The organism is Pseudomonas sp. TE6283, from assembly GCF_054060555.1.
This window is the reverse complement of the sequence record NZ_JBSSDH010000015.1, coordinates 104,162-122,161: the sequence shown is the minus strand read 5'-3', so window position 1 is coordinate 122,161 and position 18,000 is coordinate 104,162. Positions and strand designations below refer to the sequence as shown.

17 protein-coding genes and 1 riboswitch are annotated in these 18,000 nt (G+C 66.1%); of the genes, 6 read left to right on the top strand and 11 right to left on the bottom strand.

Going from position 1 to position 18,000, the window contains the following annotated elements:
- Positions 1 to 5: 5 nt before the first annotated feature.
- The 7 genes from ACVWZ5_RS19195 to ACVWZ5_RS19165 form a co-directional block, all read right to left on the bottom strand.
- Complete coding sequence (locus tag ACVWZ5_RS19195) at positions 6 to 524, bottom strand: retropepsin-like aspartic protease family protein (RefSeq protein WP_062572665.1); 519 nt, start codon at positions 522 to 524, stop codon at positions 6 to 8.
- Entirely contained in the window at positions 521 to 1,507 is a 987-nt protein-coding gene (locus ACVWZ5_RS19190) for an esterase-like activity of phytase family protein (protein WP_084943297.1), read from the bottom strand. Before ACVWZ5_RS19190 ends, ACVWZ5_RS19195 begins: the two co-directional genes overlap by 4 nt.
- Positions 1,504 to 3,408 (bottom strand): DNA topoisomerase IV subunit B, encoded by a 1,905-nt coding sequence (parE, locus tag ACVWZ5_RS19185; RefSeq protein WP_062360164.1) that lies wholly within the window; start codon positions 3,406 to 3,408, stop codon positions 1,504 to 1,506. Before parE ends, ACVWZ5_RS19190 begins: the two co-directional genes overlap by 4 nt.
- A gap of 33 nt (positions 3,409 to 3,441) precedes the next feature.
- Positions 3,442 to 4,050, bottom strand: a complete 609-nt coding sequence (locus ACVWZ5_RS19180) for a YqiA/YcfP family alpha/beta fold hydrolase (protein WP_062360166.1) — start codon at positions 4,048 to 4,050, stop codon at positions 3,442 to 3,444.
- A 148-nt stretch (positions 4,051 to 4,198) separates the two neighbouring features.
- Positions 4,199 to 5,002 (bottom strand): 3',5'-cyclic-AMP phosphodiesterase, encoded by an 804-nt coding sequence (cpdA, locus tag ACVWZ5_RS19175; RefSeq protein WP_062572663.1) that lies wholly within the window; start codon positions 5,000 to 5,002, stop codon positions 4,199 to 4,201.
- A gap of 86 nt (positions 5,003 to 5,088) precedes the next feature.
- Positions 5,089 to 5,541: a DUF1249 domain-containing protein gene (locus tag ACVWZ5_RS19170; protein ID WP_023630808.1), complete on the bottom strand. Its 453-nt coding sequence runs from the start codon at positions 5,539 to 5,541 to the stop codon at positions 5,089 to 5,091.
- Entirely contained in the window at positions 5,532 to 6,149 is a 618-nt protein-coding gene (locus ACVWZ5_RS19165) for an NUDIX domain-containing protein (protein ID WP_062572662.1), read from the bottom strand. The genes ACVWZ5_RS19170 and ACVWZ5_RS19165 overlap by 10 nt, the downstream gene beginning before the upstream one ends.
- Positions 6,150 to 6,334: 185 nt before the next feature.
- Between ACVWZ5_RS19165 and ACVWZ5_RS19160 the strand changes: the two genes are divergently transcribed.
- Positions 6,335 to 7,081: an RsiV family protein gene (locus tag ACVWZ5_RS19160; RefSeq protein WP_028688285.1), complete on the top strand. Its 747-nt coding sequence runs from the start codon at positions 6,335 to 6,337 to the stop codon at positions 7,079 to 7,081.
- Here ACVWZ5_RS19160 and cytX read toward each other — a convergent pair.
- Both cytX and thiC read right to left on the bottom strand, forming a co-directional pair.
- Positions 7,050 to 8,333 (bottom strand): putative hydroxymethylpyrimidine transporter CytX, encoded by a 1,284-nt coding sequence (gene cytX, locus ACVWZ5_RS19155; protein WP_301142599.1) that lies wholly within the window; start codon positions 8,331 to 8,333, stop codon positions 7,050 to 7,052. The genes ACVWZ5_RS19160 and cytX overlap by 32 nt on opposite strands.
- 163 nt (positions 8,334 to 8,496) lie before the next feature.
- Positions 8,497 to 10,377: a phosphomethylpyrimidine synthase ThiC gene (thiC, locus tag ACVWZ5_RS19150; RefSeq protein WP_062572660.1), complete on the bottom strand. Its 1,881-nt coding sequence runs from the start codon at positions 10,375 to 10,377 to the stop codon at positions 8,497 to 8,499.
- A 156-nt stretch (positions 10,378 to 10,533) separates the two neighbouring features.
- Positions 10,534 to 10,640: riboswitch (TPP riboswitch) on the bottom strand.
- Between the two features lie 160 nt (positions 10,641 to 10,800).
- Here thiC and ACVWZ5_RS19145 point away from each other — a divergent pair.
- Positions 10,801 to 12,234 carry a TolC family outer membrane protein gene (locus ACVWZ5_RS19145; RefSeq protein ID WP_028688288.1) on the top strand — a complete coding sequence of 478 codons (1,434 nt, stop codon included), beginning with the start codon at positions 10,801 to 10,803 and terminating at the stop codon, positions 12,232 to 12,234.
- A gap of 71 nt (positions 12,235 to 12,305) precedes the next feature.
- Here the strand turns inward: ACVWZ5_RS19145 and waaA are convergent, their stop codons facing one another.
- Both waaA and ACVWZ5_RS19135 read right to left on the bottom strand, forming a co-directional pair.
- Complete coding sequence (gene waaA / locus ACVWZ5_RS19140; protein ID WP_096048826.1) at positions 12,306 to 13,577, bottom strand: lipid IV(A) 3-deoxy-D-manno-octulosonic acid transferase; 1,272 nt, start codon at positions 13,575 to 13,577, stop codon at positions 12,306 to 12,308.
- Between the two features lie 38 nt (positions 13,578 to 13,615).
- Positions 13,616 to 14,506, bottom strand: a complete 891-nt coding sequence (locus ACVWZ5_RS19135; protein ID WP_062572658.1) for a LysR family transcriptional regulator — start codon at positions 14,504 to 14,506, stop codon at positions 13,616 to 13,618.
- Positions 14,507 to 14,596: 90 nt separating this feature from the next.
- Here ACVWZ5_RS19135 and ACVWZ5_RS19130 point away from each other — a divergent pair, with 90 nt between their 5' ends.
- From ACVWZ5_RS19130 to ACVWZ5_RS19115, 4 genes are all read left to right on the top strand, one after another.
- Positions 14,597 to 14,929, top strand: a complete 333-nt coding sequence (locus ACVWZ5_RS19130) for a DMT family transporter (RefSeq protein WP_062572657.1) — start codon at positions 14,597 to 14,599, stop codon at positions 14,927 to 14,929.
- A 68-nt stretch (positions 14,930 to 14,997) separates the two neighbouring features.
- The gene (locus ACVWZ5_RS19125; RefSeq protein ID WP_096048827.1) at positions 14,998 to 16,173 is read left to right on the top strand and encodes an NAD(P)/FAD-dependent oxidoreductase; all 1,176 of its coding nucleotides are present in this window, start codon (positions 14,998 to 15,000) and stop codon (positions 16,171 to 16,173) included.
- Entirely contained in the window at positions 16,170 to 16,982 is an 813-nt protein-coding gene (locus ACVWZ5_RS19120; protein WP_028688293.1) for an aldo/keto reductase, read from the top strand. The genes ACVWZ5_RS19125 and ACVWZ5_RS19120 overlap by 4 nt, the downstream gene beginning before the upstream one ends.
- Positions 16,983 to 17,019: 37 nt before the next feature.
- A complete protein-coding gene (locus ACVWZ5_RS19115; RefSeq protein ID WP_062572655.1) occupies positions 17,020 to 17,988 on the top strand; it encodes a hypothetical protein in 969 nt (322 codons plus the stop codon).
- Positions 17,989 to 18,000 lie beyond the last annotated feature (12 nt).

Sequence of the window (18,000 nt, the reverse complement as noted above, 5' to 3'; positions counted from 1 at the left end):
CCTCGTCATTTCAGGTTCTGGCGCAGCAGCATGGTGCCGCCGCGCTGGGTAAATTCAAGTTGTTTCAGGGCGCTCATGCCCAGCAGCACGGCCTGGCCATCCAGGCCGGGCACCACCAGCGCGCGCACGTCGCGCAGGTGGATGTCGCCCAGTTGCAGGCTGTCGAGCCGGGTGCGGTAGCCTTCGGTGCGGCCATTGGCGGTACTCAGTTGCACCGGGGCGCCACGGGCCAGGTCCAGGTCGCGGGCCAGCGCCTCGGGGATCGCCACATCGGTGGCACCGGTATCGAGCATGAAATGCACCACCTGGCCATTGATCGCGCCGTCGGCGACGAAATGGCCCTGACCGTTGCTCAACAGGCGTACCTCAACGAAGCCGTCGCCCTGCTCGCTCTGCACAACGGCGTTGGGATTCTGCTGACGCGCCTCCCATTGGCCGAAAAAACGTGTGGCCAGGAACATCGCCGCCGCCCAGGCAACGATCATCAGCACCCTGCCCGCCCGCTTGCCCGCTGGCTGGCTCATGGCTTGCCACTCCAGCCGCCGGCCGGCGCGCCGAAGCGCCAGACGACCGGCCGCGCTTCACCGTCCGCCCGTGGCCGGTCGTTGTTGTCCACGCCGATCCAGGCGCCGTCCCTGTCGATCACCAGCGCCTCGGCCAGGCCATAGGGCTGTGAATAGCGACGCGATTCCACCAGGGCGTCGGCGGCGAACGACCAGCAGCGCTCCACGGTGCCACTGTCAGCGTCGCGTCGGCAGATGCGATAAGCGTTGCGCTCGAGGGTGAACAACTTGCCCTCGAACCAGGCCAGGTCGGCGAAGTCGCGGGAAACCGGGCGTGCCTCGGGGAACTGCGGCGGCTGCATTTCCACGCCGGCTTCGCTGAGCAGCACGCAGCCGCGCCCGCAGGTCCATACCGACTGCTGGCGCTGCACGGCGAGCAGCCCGCGTCGCTCACGCTCGGCGGCCAGCCACAAGCGATCGCCCGCCGGGTTGATCGCCAGCCCTTCGAACAGGGCATTGAAATGCAGCAGCATGCCGCTGGCTCGCGCCTGGCGCACCATGGCCTGGTCGATTCTCAGCCAGTTCGGCTCGCCTTCCAGGGGCAGTTGCAGCACGGCGGCCTGGGCCTCGCTGACGATGAACAGGTTGCCCGCCTGGTCGCAGGTGATGCCTTCGAAATCCAGCGCGCCACCACGAATATACGACGCCGCCCAGTTGCGCGACTTCAACCCCCAGGGCAATCCGGTATCGGGGGCCGGTGGCGGGGTGAAGGTCAGCGGCTGGGCCTGCCAGGCCGCGCCCTCCTGGTCCAGGCGGTAGATACGGTCGTCATCGCGGTCGGACACCGCCCACAAGGCGCCCCGGCACCAGGCCAGACCCGACAGGTTGCCGCCGCGCATGCCATCGACCACGTGCTCGCCGCTGAGCTTGAGCTGCGGCCAGTCGCCGGCCTGGGCCTGCAGGGCGAACAACGCCAGGCAGGCCATGAGCAGCGGACGAATCAAACCAGGACCTCGGCCAGGTTGCCTTTGGTCTCCAGCCAGTTCTTGCGGTCACCGGCGCGCTTCTTGGCCAGCAGCATGTCCATGATCTCGGTGGTGCCCTGCACGTCGTCCAGGGTGAGCTGGACCAGGCGCCGGGTGTTCGGGTCCATGGTGGTCTCGCGCAACTGCGGCGGATTCATCTCGCCCAGGCCTTTGAATCGGGTGACCTGCGGCTTGCCACGCTTCTTCTCGGCGACCAGACGGTCCAGGACACCATCGCGCTCGGCTTCGTCCAGGGCGTAGTAGATCTCCTTGCCCAGGTCGATGCGGTACAGCGGTGGCATGGCCACGTAGACGTGCCCGGCCTCGACCAGCGGACGGAAGTGCTGGACGAACAGCGCGCACAGCAGGGTGGCGATGTGCAGGCCATCGGAGTCGGCGTCGGCGAGAATGCAGACCTTGCCGTAGCGCAGTTGCGAAAGGTCGGTGGCGCCCGGGTCGACGCCGATGGCCACGGCGATGTTGTGCACTTCCTGGCTGGCCAGGACCTCGCCGCCATCGACTTCCCAGGTGTTGAGGATCTTGCCGCGCAGCGGCAGGATCGCCTGGAATTCCTTGTCCCGCGCCTGCTTGGCAGAACCTCCGGCGGAGTCACCCTCGACCAGGAACAGCTCGGCGCGCATCGGATCCTGGCCTGCGCAGTCGGCCAGCTTGCCGGGCAGCGCCGGGCCCTGGGTGATGCGCTTGCGCTCGACCTTCTTGCTTGCCTTCAGGCGACGGCCGGCGTTGCTGATGGCCAGTTCGGCCAACTGCATGCCCAGTTCGGGATGGGCGTTGAGCCACAGGCTGAAGGCGTCCTTGACCACGCCGGAGACAAATGCCGCCGCCTCGCGGGACGACAGGCGCTCCTTGGTCTGGCCGGAGAACTGCGGCTCCTGCATCTTCATCGACAGCACGAAGCTGATGCGCTCCCAGACGTCCTCAGGCGCCAGCTTGACCCCGCGTGGCAGCAGGTTGCGGAACTCGCAGAATTCACGCATGGCGTCCAGCAGGCCCTGGCGCAGACCGTTGACGTGGGTGCCGCCCTGAGCGGTGGGGATCAGGTTGACGTAGCTTTCCTGGATGCTGTCGCCGCCTTCGGGCAGCCACAGCAGGGCCCAGTCCACGGCCTCCTTGTTACCTGCCAGGCTGCCGCAGAACGGCTCGTCGGGCAGGCGCAGGTACTCGCTGACCGAGTCGACCAGATAGGAACGCAGGCCGTCCTCGTAGTGCCATTCGACCTTCTCGCCGGTGCCCTTGTCCTCGAAGCTGATGGACAGCCCCGGGCACAGCACGGCCTTGGCCTTGAGCACATGCTTGAGGCGGCTGATGGAGAATTTCGGCGAGTCGAAGTACTTCGGATCGGGGGTGAAGTACACGCTGGTGCCGGTGTTGCGCTTGCCGACGGTGCCGACCACTTCCAGCTCGCTGGCCTTGAAGCCGTCGGCGAAAGTCATCTGGTATTCGTTGCCGTCACGCTTGACGCGCACCCGCACCTGGCTCGACAGGGCGTTGACCACCGAGATGCCGACGCCGTGCAGGCCGCCGGAGAACTGGTAGTTCTTGTTGGAAAACTTGCCGCCGGCGTGCAACTTGGTGAGGATCAGCTCGACGCCGGAAACGCCCTCCTCGGGATGGATGTCCACCGGCATGCCGCGGCCATCGTCGCTGACCTCCAGCGAGTGGTCGGCATGCAGGATCACCTGCACCGAGCGGGCGTGGCCGGCCAGGGCTTCATCGACGCTGTTGTCGATGACTTCCTGGGCCAGGTGGTTGGGCCGGCTGGTGTCGGTGTACATGCCCGGCCGCTTGCGGACCGGGTCAAGGCCCGAGAGGACTTCGATGGCGTCTGCGTTATAGGCGCTAGCGCTGGGATTGGCCATGGGTTCTCGTCGTCAGTCAGGTGAATGCAAAAGTCAAAATACAGAAAAATCCAGCGCCGCATACTGCCCACGGGCAATACCGGCGAACGCCAGCAGGGCCGGGAGTTGCTCGGCGAAGCCCTGGTAGCTGTGGTCGCCACCGGCCTGGATACGCAGGGCACAAGCACGGTAATAGTGCTCGGCGTGGCGATAGTCCAGTGTTTCATCGGCGGTCTGCAACCACACTTGATAGCGGGCGGCGTCCTGCGGTGGCGGCACTTCCAGTTCGGCCAGGGCGGCCACATGATCATGGGTCAGCTCCCAGGCCTCGTCGGTATAAAGGTTGCGCTGGGTACCCAGGTAGCCGTCGAACAGGCGGTGCGGGCCGACCGCCGGGTTTACCAACAAGGCCTTGAGCCCATGGCGTTCGGCCAGATGGGTGGCATAGTAGCCGCCGAGTGAGCTGCCGACCAGCAAGGGGGCGCCTAGCTCATCGATGGCGGCCTCCAGCTGGGCGATGGCTTGGCGCGGGTGGTGATGCAGGGCCGGGACACGCAACTGGTCGGACAGGCCGATGCGCTGCATCACCGCCTCGAGCTGGCGCGCCTTCTTCGACAGCGGCGAGCTGTTGAAGCCATGGATATAGAGGATGGAACCCGACATGCTGCCCCCCGGACGCAAAGACGCGCAGTGTAGCGTGTTCAAAGGGCATTGGCGCAGCGTGGGGATTTTCGCGGCAAATTCTTCAAGAAGACTACATTCGTCGTGAGCGCGGCGGTGCGCCGCTACCCGCCGCTTACCACCGGCCCGGTCAGTAACCGGGGCTGTCGAAGTCCAGTTTCACTTCGAAATCGCACGCCCGCTCCACGCCAGTCTCCAACCGTCCGTCAGCATGCAACCGCAGCCAACGGTAGCCCGGCTGCTCCTCGCTCACCTTGAATTCCTCGCTGCGAGGCGCGAACTGGATACAGGTCGACGGCGTGGCGAGAAAACGGATACCGTTGCGCAGCTCGTCCCATTCCTGGTGAATATGCCCCCAGAGCAGCGCCTTCACCTGTGGATAACCATGCAGGCGCTGCAACAGTTCATCGGCGTTGCGCAGACCGATCGGCGCAATCCACGCGCAACCGATGTCCACCGGCTGGTGATGGCAGCACACCAGGCAATGGCGTTCGCCCGCACTGCGCAGCGCCTGGTCCAGCACGGCCAACTGGTCGTCTGTCAACACACCGAAGGTGGCACCGACCACTGCAGAGTCGAGCATGACGATCCGCCATGGGCCGATGTCAGTCACCGCCTGCACCAGCTCCGGCGCCACGGCCTGCATCATCTGGGCCTCGTCATGATTGCCCGGCAGCCAGCGCGCTGGGGCCCCCAACCTGGAGGTCAGCTCGCTGAAGGCCTGGTAGGAGGCGGCGCTGGCGTCCTGCGACAGGTCGCCCGTGCACAGCAGCAGGTCGATACGCGGCTGCTCGCGACGCACCTGGTCGATCACATGCCCGAGGCTCGCGCGGGTATTCAGGCCCAGCAAAGTGCCCGCCGGGTCGGCGAACAGGTGGGCATCGGTCAGTTGCACCACATGGACGGGTGACGAAAGTGGGTGTGGTTGCGGCAACGGCCGTCTCCTCGAACGGATTCAGCAACGATTATGGCGGCGGATCGGTTTCGGGCAAGTACTCGAAACCGACGCGCATCACAATTTCAGCGCACCGCTTCCAGTTCGTGGCCGCAGGCCAGGCAGTGGCTCAACCATTCGCCGAGAAACAGATTGAGCTGGGCCTTCTCGTCCGGCTGGTGCATCGCCGTGTTGGGGTACGGGTAGATGCTGCGCAGGCGGCGGGCATGCTCGGCGCTGACCACCTCGGCCATGCGCGCGTCATGGTAGACCTGCACTTCCAGTTCGGGCACCGGCAGCCAGGGCAGACTGTGCTCCTGGCGCACCTTGAGGGTCGTGGTATAGGGACAGGCGAGCAGCACTTCAAGCACCAGCACGCCGAGCATCTGGTCGCCCTGGGTCATGCCGATGCGCCGCGAGCTCTGCGTGGTGCGCATGTCCGGCAGCAGGCGCATCAGGCGGGCATAGTTGGCCTCGCAGGCCGACTGCAGCCCGACCAGGTCGACCCGATAGCGCTCACGCAGCAGGTTCACTTCCACATACCTCGAACTTCATCACGGTTGAGTGCCAGCCATTGCAGGCCGATGATCGTGGCGGCGTTGCAGATACGCCCGTCACGCACTGCCTGCAGGGCATCCTCGAACGCCCACACACGTACACGGATGTCCTCGCTCTCCTCCTCCAGGCCATGCAGGCCGCCGGCACCTTCACTGATGCAACGGCCCAGGAACAGGTGGACGTACTCGTCGCTGCCGCCTGGCGAGGGGAAGTAGCAGGTCATCGGCCATAGCGCGCTGAAGGTCAGGCCTGCTTCCTCATCGGCCTCACGATGAGCGACCTCTTCCGGCTGCTCGTCCTTGTCGATCAGGCCGGCGACCATCTCGATCAGCCAGGGATTATCGATCTTGCCCACGGCGCCGACTCGAAACTGCTCGATCAGCACCACTTCATCGCGCTGCGGATCGTAGGGCAGCACACAGACGGCGTCATGGCGCACGAACAACTCGCGGGTGAACTCGCGACTCATGCCGCCGGCGAACAATTCGTGGCGAAGGTGCAGCTTGTCGAGCTTGTAGAAGCCCTTGAACAGATGCTCACGCCGGGCGATTTCGACCTGGGTGGGCACTGTATTCAACGTGTCCGTCATGCAAACTCCTTGATACCTCGGTTACCGCATCGCGCAATCCTACTCTGCGCGCCGCCCGGTTTCACCCCTTTCTGGCGACCGTTCAGGCAGCCGGGACAGGCGCGCCGCTCTCTGTTAGCTTAGTGGCGAACTGAAGGCCGCGCAGGCGGTCCAAGGCCGATCATCACCGTTGTGAAAGAGGCAACATGACGCTTGTCAAACTGACTTCCGTGGCCGTCCTGGCACTGGCGCTCGGCGCCTGCCAGAGCCTGTTCACGCCCAATTACCGCGCTCCGCTCGAGGTCAAGCGCGAGGCCTGGGAACACGTCAAGCCCGGCTGCAGCGAGAGCGACTGCCCACTGGTCAACATCGACGTGGTGCACTTCCCCGCCCTGCCCAAGCTCGACGCCCTCGTCGAGAAACGCCTGCTGATGCTCACCGAGGACAACCAGCGCGGCACCCCGCCGGCCTCGTTGCAAGCCTATGAACAGCAGTACCTGGCCCGCGCCGACAAGCGCAACAGCAGCTACCTGCAGGCCAAGGTACGCGAACAGCATGACGGGCTGGTGATCGTCGAGCTGTCCAGCTACCTGGACAGCGGCGGCGCCCACGGCATGCCAGGGCGCGGCTTCATCAACTACTCGCGAAAGCTGGACAAGGTGCTGACCCTGGACGACATGCTGGTGCCCGGCCAGGAAGCGACCTTCTGGAAGACCGCCGAGGAGTCCCACCGCGCCTGGCTGATCAGCACCGGCATGGACAAGGACCCCGAGTTCGTCAAGACCTGGCCGTTCAAGCAGTCGCCACACATCGCCCTGACCTACGGCGCGGTGGTGATCAAGTACGAGGTCTACGCCATCGCCCCGTACTCCATGGGCCACGTCGAACTGAAGATCCCCTACCCGCGCCTCAACGGCGTGATCAGGCCCGAGCTGTTTCCCGGCCGCGGCTGAGCGATAGCAGCAGATGCAGCCCCCCTGCCAGCAGCAGTGCCGGCAGGGTCGCCCCGAGCTCCGGCGCCTGGCTGGCCAGCAGGTGATAGGCCGCCACCCCCACCGCCCAGGCCAGCAGCGCCCGCCCGTGCAAGCCCTCGACCAGCACCGGCAGGCGACGACGACGGACCACGAAGTGATCCACCAGCACCACGCCGAACAGCGGCGCGAACACCGAGCCGATCAGCAGCAGGAAGTTCTGGTACTGGGCCAGCGGCGCCAGCAGGGCGATCAGCGTGCACAACACGCCGATGGCCAAGGCCAAGTGCTCGACCTTCAGCTTGATCAACAGCCCGGTGGAAACCGCTGCGGAGTGAATGTCGGCAAAGGCGTTCTCCGACTCGTCCAGCAGGATCAGCAGCAGCGGAATGCCCAGCCCGGCGCCGGCCAGCGCCAGCAGCAACGCATTCACTTCACCGCTCGGCGCGAACGCCAGGGTATAGGCCACGCCCAGGCTCATCAGCCAGGCATTGCCGATAAAAAAGCCCAGTGCCGTGCCGCCGAACACCCGGCTGCCGCGCTGGCCGAAGCGTGAATAGTCGGCGATCAGCGGCAACCACGACAGCGGCATGGCGATAACAATGTCAAAGCCCACGGCCTGGGACAGCGAGCCATCCCCCGGTCGCTGCCACAACTCGGCCAGGTCGGCCTTGGCGAACAGGTTCCAGGTCAGCCAGATGCAAGCGCCCAGCAGCAGCCAGATGCCCCATTTGCGCAGGACCTTGCGCACGAACGCCAGTGGTCCGCTGACCGCCAACAGGGTGGCCAGGGCGCCGAAGCACAGGGTCCACAGCAACGGGCTGCTCCAGCCGCTGCCCTCGCCGAAGGCGCGGGCACCCAGCAGGCTGGCGGCGTCGCGCATGACGATGATCTCGAACGAGCCCCAGCCCACCAGTTGCAGGAGGTTGAGCAAGGCCGGCAGGCGCGCGCCGTGGCGACCCAGGGTCAGGCGCAGACTGCCCATCGCCGAGAGGCCGGTGTCGCTGCCGATCACACCGGCCGCCGCGAGCAATAGCACACCCACCGCCGTGCCAAGCGTGATCGCCAGGATCGAGCCGGCCAATCCCAGGCCCGGGGCAAGCAGGGCGCCGACCTGCAGGACCATCAGGCCGATGCCGAGGGAGAACCACAGCGCGAACAGGTCGCGGGCGCCGAACTGCCGGTGGTGGGTGGGGACGCAATGGTCGGGGGAGAAGTGACTGGGTGTTGTCATGGGGGCTCGCCGGAGTATTGGAGTTGTTGCTGGCGAGGACTGCGTCCTCGTATCGCGACACAAGGCCGCTCCCACAGGCTCCGTGCATGACGTGAGCCATATACAGGACCTGTGGGAGCGGCCTTGCGTCGCGAAAGGGCCGCGACGCGGCCCCAAGGCCTACTTACACCTTCTGGTACAACTGGCTGCCTTCCTGGCGGAACCGCTCGGCCTGCTCACGCATGCCCTGCTCGACCGTCACATCCACGGCCTCGATCTTGGCCGCGTACTCACGCACTTCCTGGGTAATCTTCATCGAGCAGAACTTCGGCCCGCACATCGAGCAGAAGTGCGCGACCTTGGCCGACTCCTTGGGCAACGTCTCGTCGTGGAACGAGCGCGCGGTGTCCGGGTCCAGGCCCAGGTTGAACTGGTCTTCCCAACGGAATTCGAAGCGCGCCTTGGACAACGCGTTGTCACGAATCTGCGCGCCTGGGTGGCCCTTGGCAAGGTCGGCGGCATGGGCGGCGATCTTGTAGGTGATGATGCCGGTCTTCACGTCATCCTTGTTCGGCAGGCCCAGGTGCTCCTTGGGCGTGACGTAGCAGAGCATGGCGCAACCGAACCAGCCGATCATCGCCGCGCCTATCCCTGAGGTGATGTGGTCGTAGCCCGGGGCGATGTCGGTGGTCAGCGGGCCGAGGGTGTAGAACGGCGCCTCGTCGCAGCATTCGAGCTGCTTGTCCATGTTCTCCTTGATCAATTGCATCGGCACGTGACCCGGGCCTTCGATCATGCACTGCACGTCGTGCTTCCAGGCGATCTTGGTCAGCTCGCCGAGGGTTTCCAGTTCACCGAACTGGGCGGCGTCGTTGGCATCGGCGATCGAGCCCGGGCGCAGGCCGTCACCCAGCGAGAAGCTGACGTCATAGGCCTTCATGATCTCGCAGATCTCGTCGAAGTGCGTGTACAGGAAGTTCTCTTTATGGTGCGCCAGGCACCACTTGGCCATGATCGAGCCGCCGCGGCTGACGATGCCGGTAACGCGCTTGGCGGTCAGCGGCACATAGCGCAGCAGGACGCCGGCATGGATGGTGAAATAGTCCACGCCCTGCTCGGCCTGTTCGATCAGGGTGTCGCGGAACAGCTCCCAGGTCAGGTCCTCGGCCACGCCGTTGACCTTCTCCAGGGCCTGGTAGATCGGCACGGTACCGATCGGCACCGGCGAGTTGCGGATGATCCACTCACGGGTCTCGTGAATGTGCTTGCCGGTGGACAGGTCCATGACCGTGTCCGAACCCCAGCGGATGCCCCAGGTCAGCTTGGCCACTTCTTCCTCGATCGAAGAACCCAGGGCGCTGTTGCCGATGTTGCCGTTGATCTTCACCAGGAAGTTGCGGCCGATGATCATCGGCTCCAGCTCGGTGTGGTTGATGTTGGCCGGAATGATCGCGCGGCCGCGGGCGATCTCTTCGCGGACGAACTCGGGGGTGATTTCCTTCGGGATGCTGGCGCCGAAGCTGTGGCCGGCGTGCTGCTGGTCCAGCAGGCCGGCGGCGCGGGCTTCCTGCAGCTTCATGTTCTCGCGGATGGCGACGTATTCCATCTCGGCGGTGATGATGCCCTGACGCGCGTAGTGCATCTGCGTGACGTTGGCGCCGGCCTTGGCGCGGCGCGGGTTGCGCACATGGGCGAAGCGCAGCTTGGCAAGCTCCGCGTCGTTCAGGCGCTGCTGGCCGAAGTTCGAGCTCAGGCCATCCAGGCGCTCGGTGTCACCACGGGCGTCGATCCAGGCCGAGCGCACATCGCCCAGGCCCTTGCGCACGTCGATGATGACATTGGGGTCGGTGTACGGGCCGGAAGTGTCATACACCAGCACCGGGGCGTTCTTCTCGCCGCCGAAGTCGGTGGGGGTGTCGTGCAGGCTGATCTCGCGCATGGGCACACGGATGTCGGGGCGTGAACCTTCGACATAGACCTTGCGCGAATTGGGCAAGGGTTGCACGGACTGTTGGTCGACTTGGGCCGACTCGCTCAGACTGATTGTTTTTTCTTGTTTGCTCATCACAGGCTCTCCAGACAGCTTCCAGGCGGTGGAATGTCGGGGTGAACCTGAAAGGCGTGGACGCACCCGTGTTGACGGGTGCAGTGCCGGACATGGGGTGCCGTGGGCTGCAAGCAGCCGTGACGATCCCGGACCTGGCACAAGAGGCTCCCGGGATGTGAGAGCAATCTTGTTCCCTACGCAGGCGCTAACCTGATCAGGTTCAACGGGATCCGCACCTCTGCGATCTCAGCCTTTGCTTCAAGGCACCCCGACAAGAACATGCGCAGTCTAGACTGGAGTGGCCGGCAAAGCCAAGCGGGTAAATCCGGGGGTGATAAATGGCACAAGTGGCGGATTGTTGATGACGGCGCGCGGCACTACACTGGCGCATCGCCCGATACCTGACAGTACAGTAAATAAAATTTGATCAAGGATTGCCCTATGCTGCGCAAACTCTCACTGGCAATTGCCGTGTCTTGTGCGTCCCACGGAGTGGCCTGGGCAGTGGATACGCCCACGACGGTGAAGACCGACCTGGTCAGCGTCTACCAGGAAGCGGTCGACAACAACGCCGACCTGGCCGCCGCCCGCGCCGACTACGGTGCCCGCCGTGAAGTGGTGCCCCAGGCCCGCGCCGGATTGCTGCCGAACCTTTCGGCCGGCGCCGAGATGATGAACACCCGCACCAAGCTCGACGAACCGTCGGTCACCTCCAACCGCAGCGGCAACGCCTGGAGCGCCACCCTGGCGCAGCCGATCTTCCGCGCCGACCGCTGGTTCCAGCTGCAAGCCGCCGAGTCGGTCAACGAACAGGCGGCCCTGGAACTGTCGGCCACCGAGCAGAACCTGATCCTGCAGAGCGCCGAGAACTACTTCGCGGTGCTGCGCGCCCAGGACAACCTGGCCTCGACCAAGGCCGAAGAAGCGGCCTTCAAGCGCCAGCTCGACCAATCCAACGAGCGCTTCGACGTCGGCCTCTCGGACAAGACCGACGTGCTGCAGTCCCAGGCCAGCTACGACACCGCAAGGGCCAACCGGATCATTGCCGAGCGCCAGGTGCAGGATGCCTTCGAGGCCCTGATCACCCTGACCAACCGCCAGTACACGGCGATCCAGGGCGTGGTCCACACCCTGCCGGTGCAGGTGCCCACGCCCAACGACGCCAAGGCCTGGGTCGAGACCGCCGGACGGCAGAACCTCAACCTGCTGGCGACCAACCACGCCGTGGCGGCCGCCGAGGAGACCGTGCGCCAGCGCAAGGCCGGCCATGCGCCGACCCTCGACGCGGTGGCCAAGTACCAGAAAGGCGACAACGACAACCTCGGTTTCACCAACCCCTCGCAGAACGGGGTGCGCTACGGTGGCGATGTCGAGCAGACCAGCGTAGGCCTGCAGTTGAACATCCCGATCTACAGCGGCGGCCTGACCAGCTCCCAGGTACGCGAGGCCTACGCCCGCCTGACCCAGAGCGAGCAGCAGCGCGAAAGCCTGCGTCGCCAGGTGGTGGAGAACACCCGCAACCTGCACCGCGCGGTGAACACCGACGTGGAGCAGGTGCAGGCGCGCAAGCAGTCGATCATCTCCAACCAGAGCGCGCTGGAAGCCACCGAGATCGGCTACCAGGTCGGTACCCGCAACATCGTCGACGTGCTCGACGCGCAGCGCCAGCTGTACACCTCGGTGCGTGACTACAACAACAGCCGCTACGACTATATTCTCGACAACCTGCGCCTGAAGCAGGCCGCCGGCACCCTGAGCCCGCAGGACCTGCAGGACCTGGGGCGGTACCTGAAGGCCGACTACAACCCGGACAAGGATTTCCTGCCACCGGACCTGGCGGCGGCGGCGGCGAAGAACTTCGAACGCCGGCCTTGAGCCAAGGGAGCTCGCGGTCGCTGTAGGAGCGGCCTTGTGTCGCTCCTACAGGGACCGCATCGCCTCACAGATCAGCGGATTAGCGCAGCCAGCCCATCCAGCAACCGCTGTAACGCCCCCTGGTTGGCCCTCATCACCGCCCTGCCCGCCTCGCCCATGCGCCGCGCATCCTGCGGCAGCTCGACTAACCGACGCACCGCCCCGGCCAGCCCTTCGGCGTCATCCACCTGCTGCAATGCCCCCGCCTCGCGCAGCATCGCGCTGATCTCGAGGAAGTTGAACACATGCGGCCCCATGAGCACCGGCAGCGCCAGCGCCGCCGGCTCCAGCGGGTTGTGCCCGCCGGTGGCCACCAGGCTGCCACCGACGAAGGCGATATCGGCCAGGGCATAGAGGAACAGCAGCTCGCCCATGGTGTCGCCCAGCAGCACCTGGGTCTGCGCCGTGACCGCGTCGCCGTTCGAGCGGCGCACCGTGGTGAACTCGCCGGCGCACAGTCCATGCACCGCCGCGAAACGCTCGGGATGGCGCGGCACCAGGATCAGCAATGCATCGCTGTGGACCTTCAGCAGCTCACGATGAGCCTCGAGAATCAACGCGTCTTCGCCATCGTGGGTACTGGCAGCGATCCATACCGGACGTTGCCGGGCAGCCCACTGTTCCCGCAATGCGCTGGCCCGTGGCAGCAATTGATCGTCGACCTTGAGGTCGAACTTGATCGAACCGGTCACCTGCACGCATTCGTGCCGCGCACCGAGCGTACGGAAACGCTCGGCCTCGGTTTCGGTCTGCACGGCGATCAGGTTCATCTCCTCGAGCATCGGCCGGGTCAGGCCGGCGAAGCGGGCATAGCCACGAGCCGAGCGCTCGGACAGCCGGGCATTGGCCAGCGCCACCGGTATGCCGCGCCTGGCGCACTGGTGGATGTGGTTCGGCCACAGTTCGGTTTCCATGATGATGCCAAGACGCGGGCGCACATGGTCGAGGAACCGCCCGGCCGCCCACGGCAAGTCATAAGGCAGGTAGCAGTGCTGCACCCTTGGCTCGGCCTCGAACATCGCGCGGATACGCTCGGAACCGGTCGGGGTCATGCAGGTGAGCGTGATCGGCAGGTCGGGGTACTGCTTGAGCAGGGCACGGACCATTGGCGCGGCGGCGATGCTCTCGCCCACCGAGACCGCATGCACCCAGATGCCGCCCTGGCGCATGGGCGGCAGCTGGCAGGCGAAACGCTCGGCGATCCGCGCACGGTACGCCGGCGCCTTGCGCCCGCGCAGGAACAGGCGCAGCGCGACCAGCGGCAGGCCCAGGTGAAACAGCAGGGTATAGAGGGTTCTGTTCATGGCGGCGGAGTTTACTAGGAACCGCGCGAAAAGGCCTGTCAGCCAATCGCCCTCAGGTGCACGGCGAAGCGCTCGGCCAGCCACTGCGCGGCCGGGCCCAACGGTTCGTCGCGCCGCCAGGCCAGCTCCGCCACCAGCGCCGGCGGGCGCCACTCGCTGTCCAGCTCGACCATCTGCGTCTGGTAGGTGGGGTACTGCACCACATGCCGAGGCAACCAGGCCCAGCCCAGGCCGCGCATCAGCAACTCGGCCATGGCGTAGAAACTGTCGGCACGCCAGACCTGCGGGCTGATCGCCTCGCCGCCCGGGTAGCCACTCTGCTGCGGGGTGATCAGCAACTGGCGATGACGGGCCAGTTGCTGGCGGCTGACCTTGGCCAAGTGTGCCAGTGGGTGGTCGATGGCACACACCGTGACCATCTCGACGCTGCCCAGGGCGCGCCGTTCCAACGAGGCGGGAATGCTTTCATGGTGGAAGAACAAGCCCAGGTCGGCACGCCGCTCCACCAGCTTGCGCGCCACATCGCCCTGGGCACCGCTGGCCAGCTGCACTTCCAGGTAAGGGTAGTGCGCCGCCAGCTCGTCGAGGCTGTCGATCACCGGCTGGTAGGGCATGGCCTCGTCCTGGGCCACCCGCAACAACGCCTCCTGCCCGCGCATCAAGGCCTGTGCCCGGCCATCCAGGCGCTCGCACTGGCGCAAGAGCTCGCGGGCGTCCTCCAGCAACGCGGCGCCGCTTTCGGTCAGGCGCGGCTGCCGGCCGCTGCTGCGCTCGAACAGGGTCACGCCCAGGTCCGTCTCGAGCAAGGCGATGGCGCTGCTGATCGCCGACTGGGCCTTGCGCTGCTCGCGGGCCACGGCGGAAAACGAACGCAACTCGGCGACTCGGACGAACAGGCGCAGTTGCTCGAGGCTCCAGTGTTCAGTCATGGCAAACCTATCTTAAAAGCAGATAGGCAATGACTTTACCGCATCCTGGGATTCCCTAGAATGCCCATCCAGCAACGGAGGACCCGCACCATGAACGCCTACACCTATCTCGCCATCGCCATCTGCGCCGAAGTCATCGCCACCGCCTCCATGAAAGCGGTCAAGGGGCCGAGCACGCCGTTGCCGCTGCTGCTGATGGTGTGCGGTTATGCCGTGGCGTTCTGGATGCTGACCCTGGTGGTGCGCAGCATTCCGGTGGGCATCGCCTATGCGATCTGGTCGGGGCTGGGCATCGTGCTGATCAGCATCGCGGCGTTGCTGATCTACGGACAGAAACTGGATGTGCCGGCGATGCTGGGCATGGCCATGATCGTCGGCGGGGTGGTGGTGATCCAGGTGTTCTCCAATACCGCCGGGCATTGATCCACGGGGAACACTGTTCCCATGTGAACTGTATACTGCGCACCTGTCCCAGTTTTCGAGGTGCCCGCATGCCATCCGCCATTACCACTGACGTGCTGATCGTCGGCGCCGGGGTCGCAGGCCTCTGGCTCAATGCCCGGCTGCGCCGGCTGGGCTATTCGACGGTGCTGGTGGAGCGCGCCAGCCTGGGTGGCGAGCAGACCATCAAGTCGCAAGGCATCATCCACGGTGGCACCAAATACGCCCTGCACGGCGCCCTCAGCGGCGCCTCCGAGGCCATCGCCGACATGCCGCGACGCTGGCGCGAAGCGCTGGCCGGCAACGGCGAGCTGGACCTGACCGCTACCCACCTGCTTTCCGATGCCCATTACCTGTGGTCTCCCGGCACCCTGGCCGGCAACCTCACCAGTTTCTTCGCCAGCAAGGCCGTGCGTGGCCGGGTCGACCAGGTCAAGGGCGAGCAACTGCCGCCGGCCCTGCAGGACCGCGCGTTCAAGGGCAAGGTCTATCGCCTGGCCGAGCTGGTCATCGACGTGCCCAGCCTGCTGGCCAACCTGGCACGGCTGGCGGGCGACAGCCTGCTGGCCGGCGAGCGTGTCGAGCCGCTGCGCGACGGCGATGACCTGGCCGGGCTGGTGGTCGATGGCCGCGAGATCCGCGCCCAACGTATCGTCCTCAGCGCCGGCGGCGGCACCGAAGCGCTGCTGCACGCCCTGGGGCTGAACCAACCGGCCATGCAGCGCCGGCCGCTGCACATGGTCCTGGCCAAGGGCCCCAATCTCAAGCCGCTGTACGCTCACTGCCTGGGCGGCGGTCCCAAGCCGCGCATCACCGTTACCACCCACCCGGCCGCCGACGGCCAGTGGGTGTGGTACCTGGGTGGCGACATTGCCGAGGCCGACGGCGTGGCCCGCGAGCCCGCCGCGCAGATCGCCGCGGCGCAAAAGGAAGTCGCCAGCCTGCTGCCCTGGATCGACCAGGCCCAGGTGCGCTGGGCCACCCTGCGCGTCGACCGCGCCGAGCCGGCGCAATCGGGCCTGGTACGCCCGGACAACGCCTTCCTCGCCGACCAGCAGCGCCTGCTGGTCGGCTGGCCGACCAAGCTGGCCTTGGCGCCGGACTTCGCTGATCGTGTGCTGGCCAGCTTCGAACGTGACGGCATCCACCCGAAGAACCAGCCGGACCTCGCCAACCTGCCCCGCCCACCGCTGGCGCTGCCTGCCTGGGAGCAACTGCTGCCATGAGCCTGCCGACCCTGCACGATCATCACCGCCCCCTGGGCAGCACCGGCCTGCGGGTGTCGCCGCTGGGCCTGGGCACGGTCAAGCTTGGCCGCGACCAGGGCGTGAAGTACCCCAACGGTTTCACCATCCCCGATGACGAAACCGCCCGCCTGCTGCTCGCCCAGGCCCGCGAACTGGGCATCAACCTGATCGACACCGCACCGGCCTACGGCCGCAGCGAGGAACGCCTTGGCCCATTGCTGCGCGGCCAGCGTGACCAGTGGGTGATCGTCAGCAAGGTCGGCGAAGAGTTCGAGGCCGGCCAGTCGCACTTCGATTTCAGCGCCGCCCACACCCGCCGCTCGGTCGAACGCAGCCTCCAGCGCCTGGAAACCGACCGCATCGAGCTGGTTCTGGTGCATTCCGACGGCAACGACCTGGCGATCCTCGAGCGGGAGGGCGTGTACGAAGCCCTCGCCGCACTCAAGCAGGAAGGCAAGATCCTGGGCTATGGTTTGTCGGGCAAGACCGTCGCCGGCGGCCTGAAGGCGTTGGAGCAAGGAGATTGCGCCATGGTCACCTACAACCTCAACGAGCAGGCGGAGCGGCCCGTGCTGGACTACGCTGCCGAACACGGCAAGGCCATCCTGGTCAAGAAAGCCCTGGCCAGCGGGCATATCTGCCTGGCGCCCGGGGTCGATCCGGTGCAGGCCAGTTTCGAGTTGCTGTTCGCCCACCCGGGCGTGAGCAGTGCCATCGTCGGCACCATCAACCCGGTGCACCTGGCCCACAACGTGGCCACCGTCGCCCGCATCCTGGGCCGGCCCTGAGCCGTCCAGGCGGGGGCCCAACGCAAGGAGGAGCCTCGTGCCGCGTACGCTGATCCGCAAGAATCCGAGCAACTTCAAGACCCTGCCGCTGCACGTCGAGGCCACGCCCGAAGGCCTGACCTACCAGAGTATCGGCATGCCGCTGAATTTCGCCCAGACCCTGCAGCGGCGCAAGGCCATCCAGGTCGCCGACCCCGAGCACTTCGTGGCGGAACTGGCCAACCTCGGCGTGTCGGTGCGCCTGACCCTGCACTGGCAGGGCCGCGACTACTGGGTGCTGGTCCGCCAGCGCCGACAGGACCGTGGCGATGTAGTGCTCAAACTGATTTCCGGCTACGTCCCGGCCCACGAGCTGAACCTGCCGCTGCACACAGCGATCCAGGAAGTGGCCGAGGAATGCCTGCTGGAAACCCCCGAAGGCTGGCTGGGCGGACGCTTCAACGAAACCTGGCTGCCAGCGCCCTATGCCGCCGCCCTGCACTACCGTGAGGCGCTGCCGTTCGTGCTGTCGCCCGAGTCGGGCGCTGCCCGCCCGGTGCATTGCGCCAACCTGATGCTGCTGGAGCGGCCACGCGCCTATGTGCACCTGCCCACCGCGTCGTTGCAACTGATCTACGACCTGCGCCTGCAGGTACCCCGTGAGGCCAAGTCGCTGAGCCTGTTCCACGTCGACGAGCGCCTGGAAGGCGATCAACTGGTGGCCAGGCTCAATCGCAAGCGGCCGGATCTCTACCTGATGCCGCTCAAGGACGGCCAGCCCGTGGCCGAGCTGTACACCTTGAAGAAGGACCAACTGACACCCGCGGGCACGCGCGGACTGTGGCTGGCAGAGAGCTTCGCCCGTCAGGATGGCTGGGTGGTGCGGGATGAGCGGGTGCGCTGGAAGGACTGGCTGAAGCAGCAGGGGCTGGTCGAAAGCAAGCCCGCGCCGGTGTCGCACCTGGAACGGTTCGGGGACAAGGCTCGGGAACTGCTGGCCCGGGCGCGGACCTCGCTGCATAAATGAACACGGGGCAGG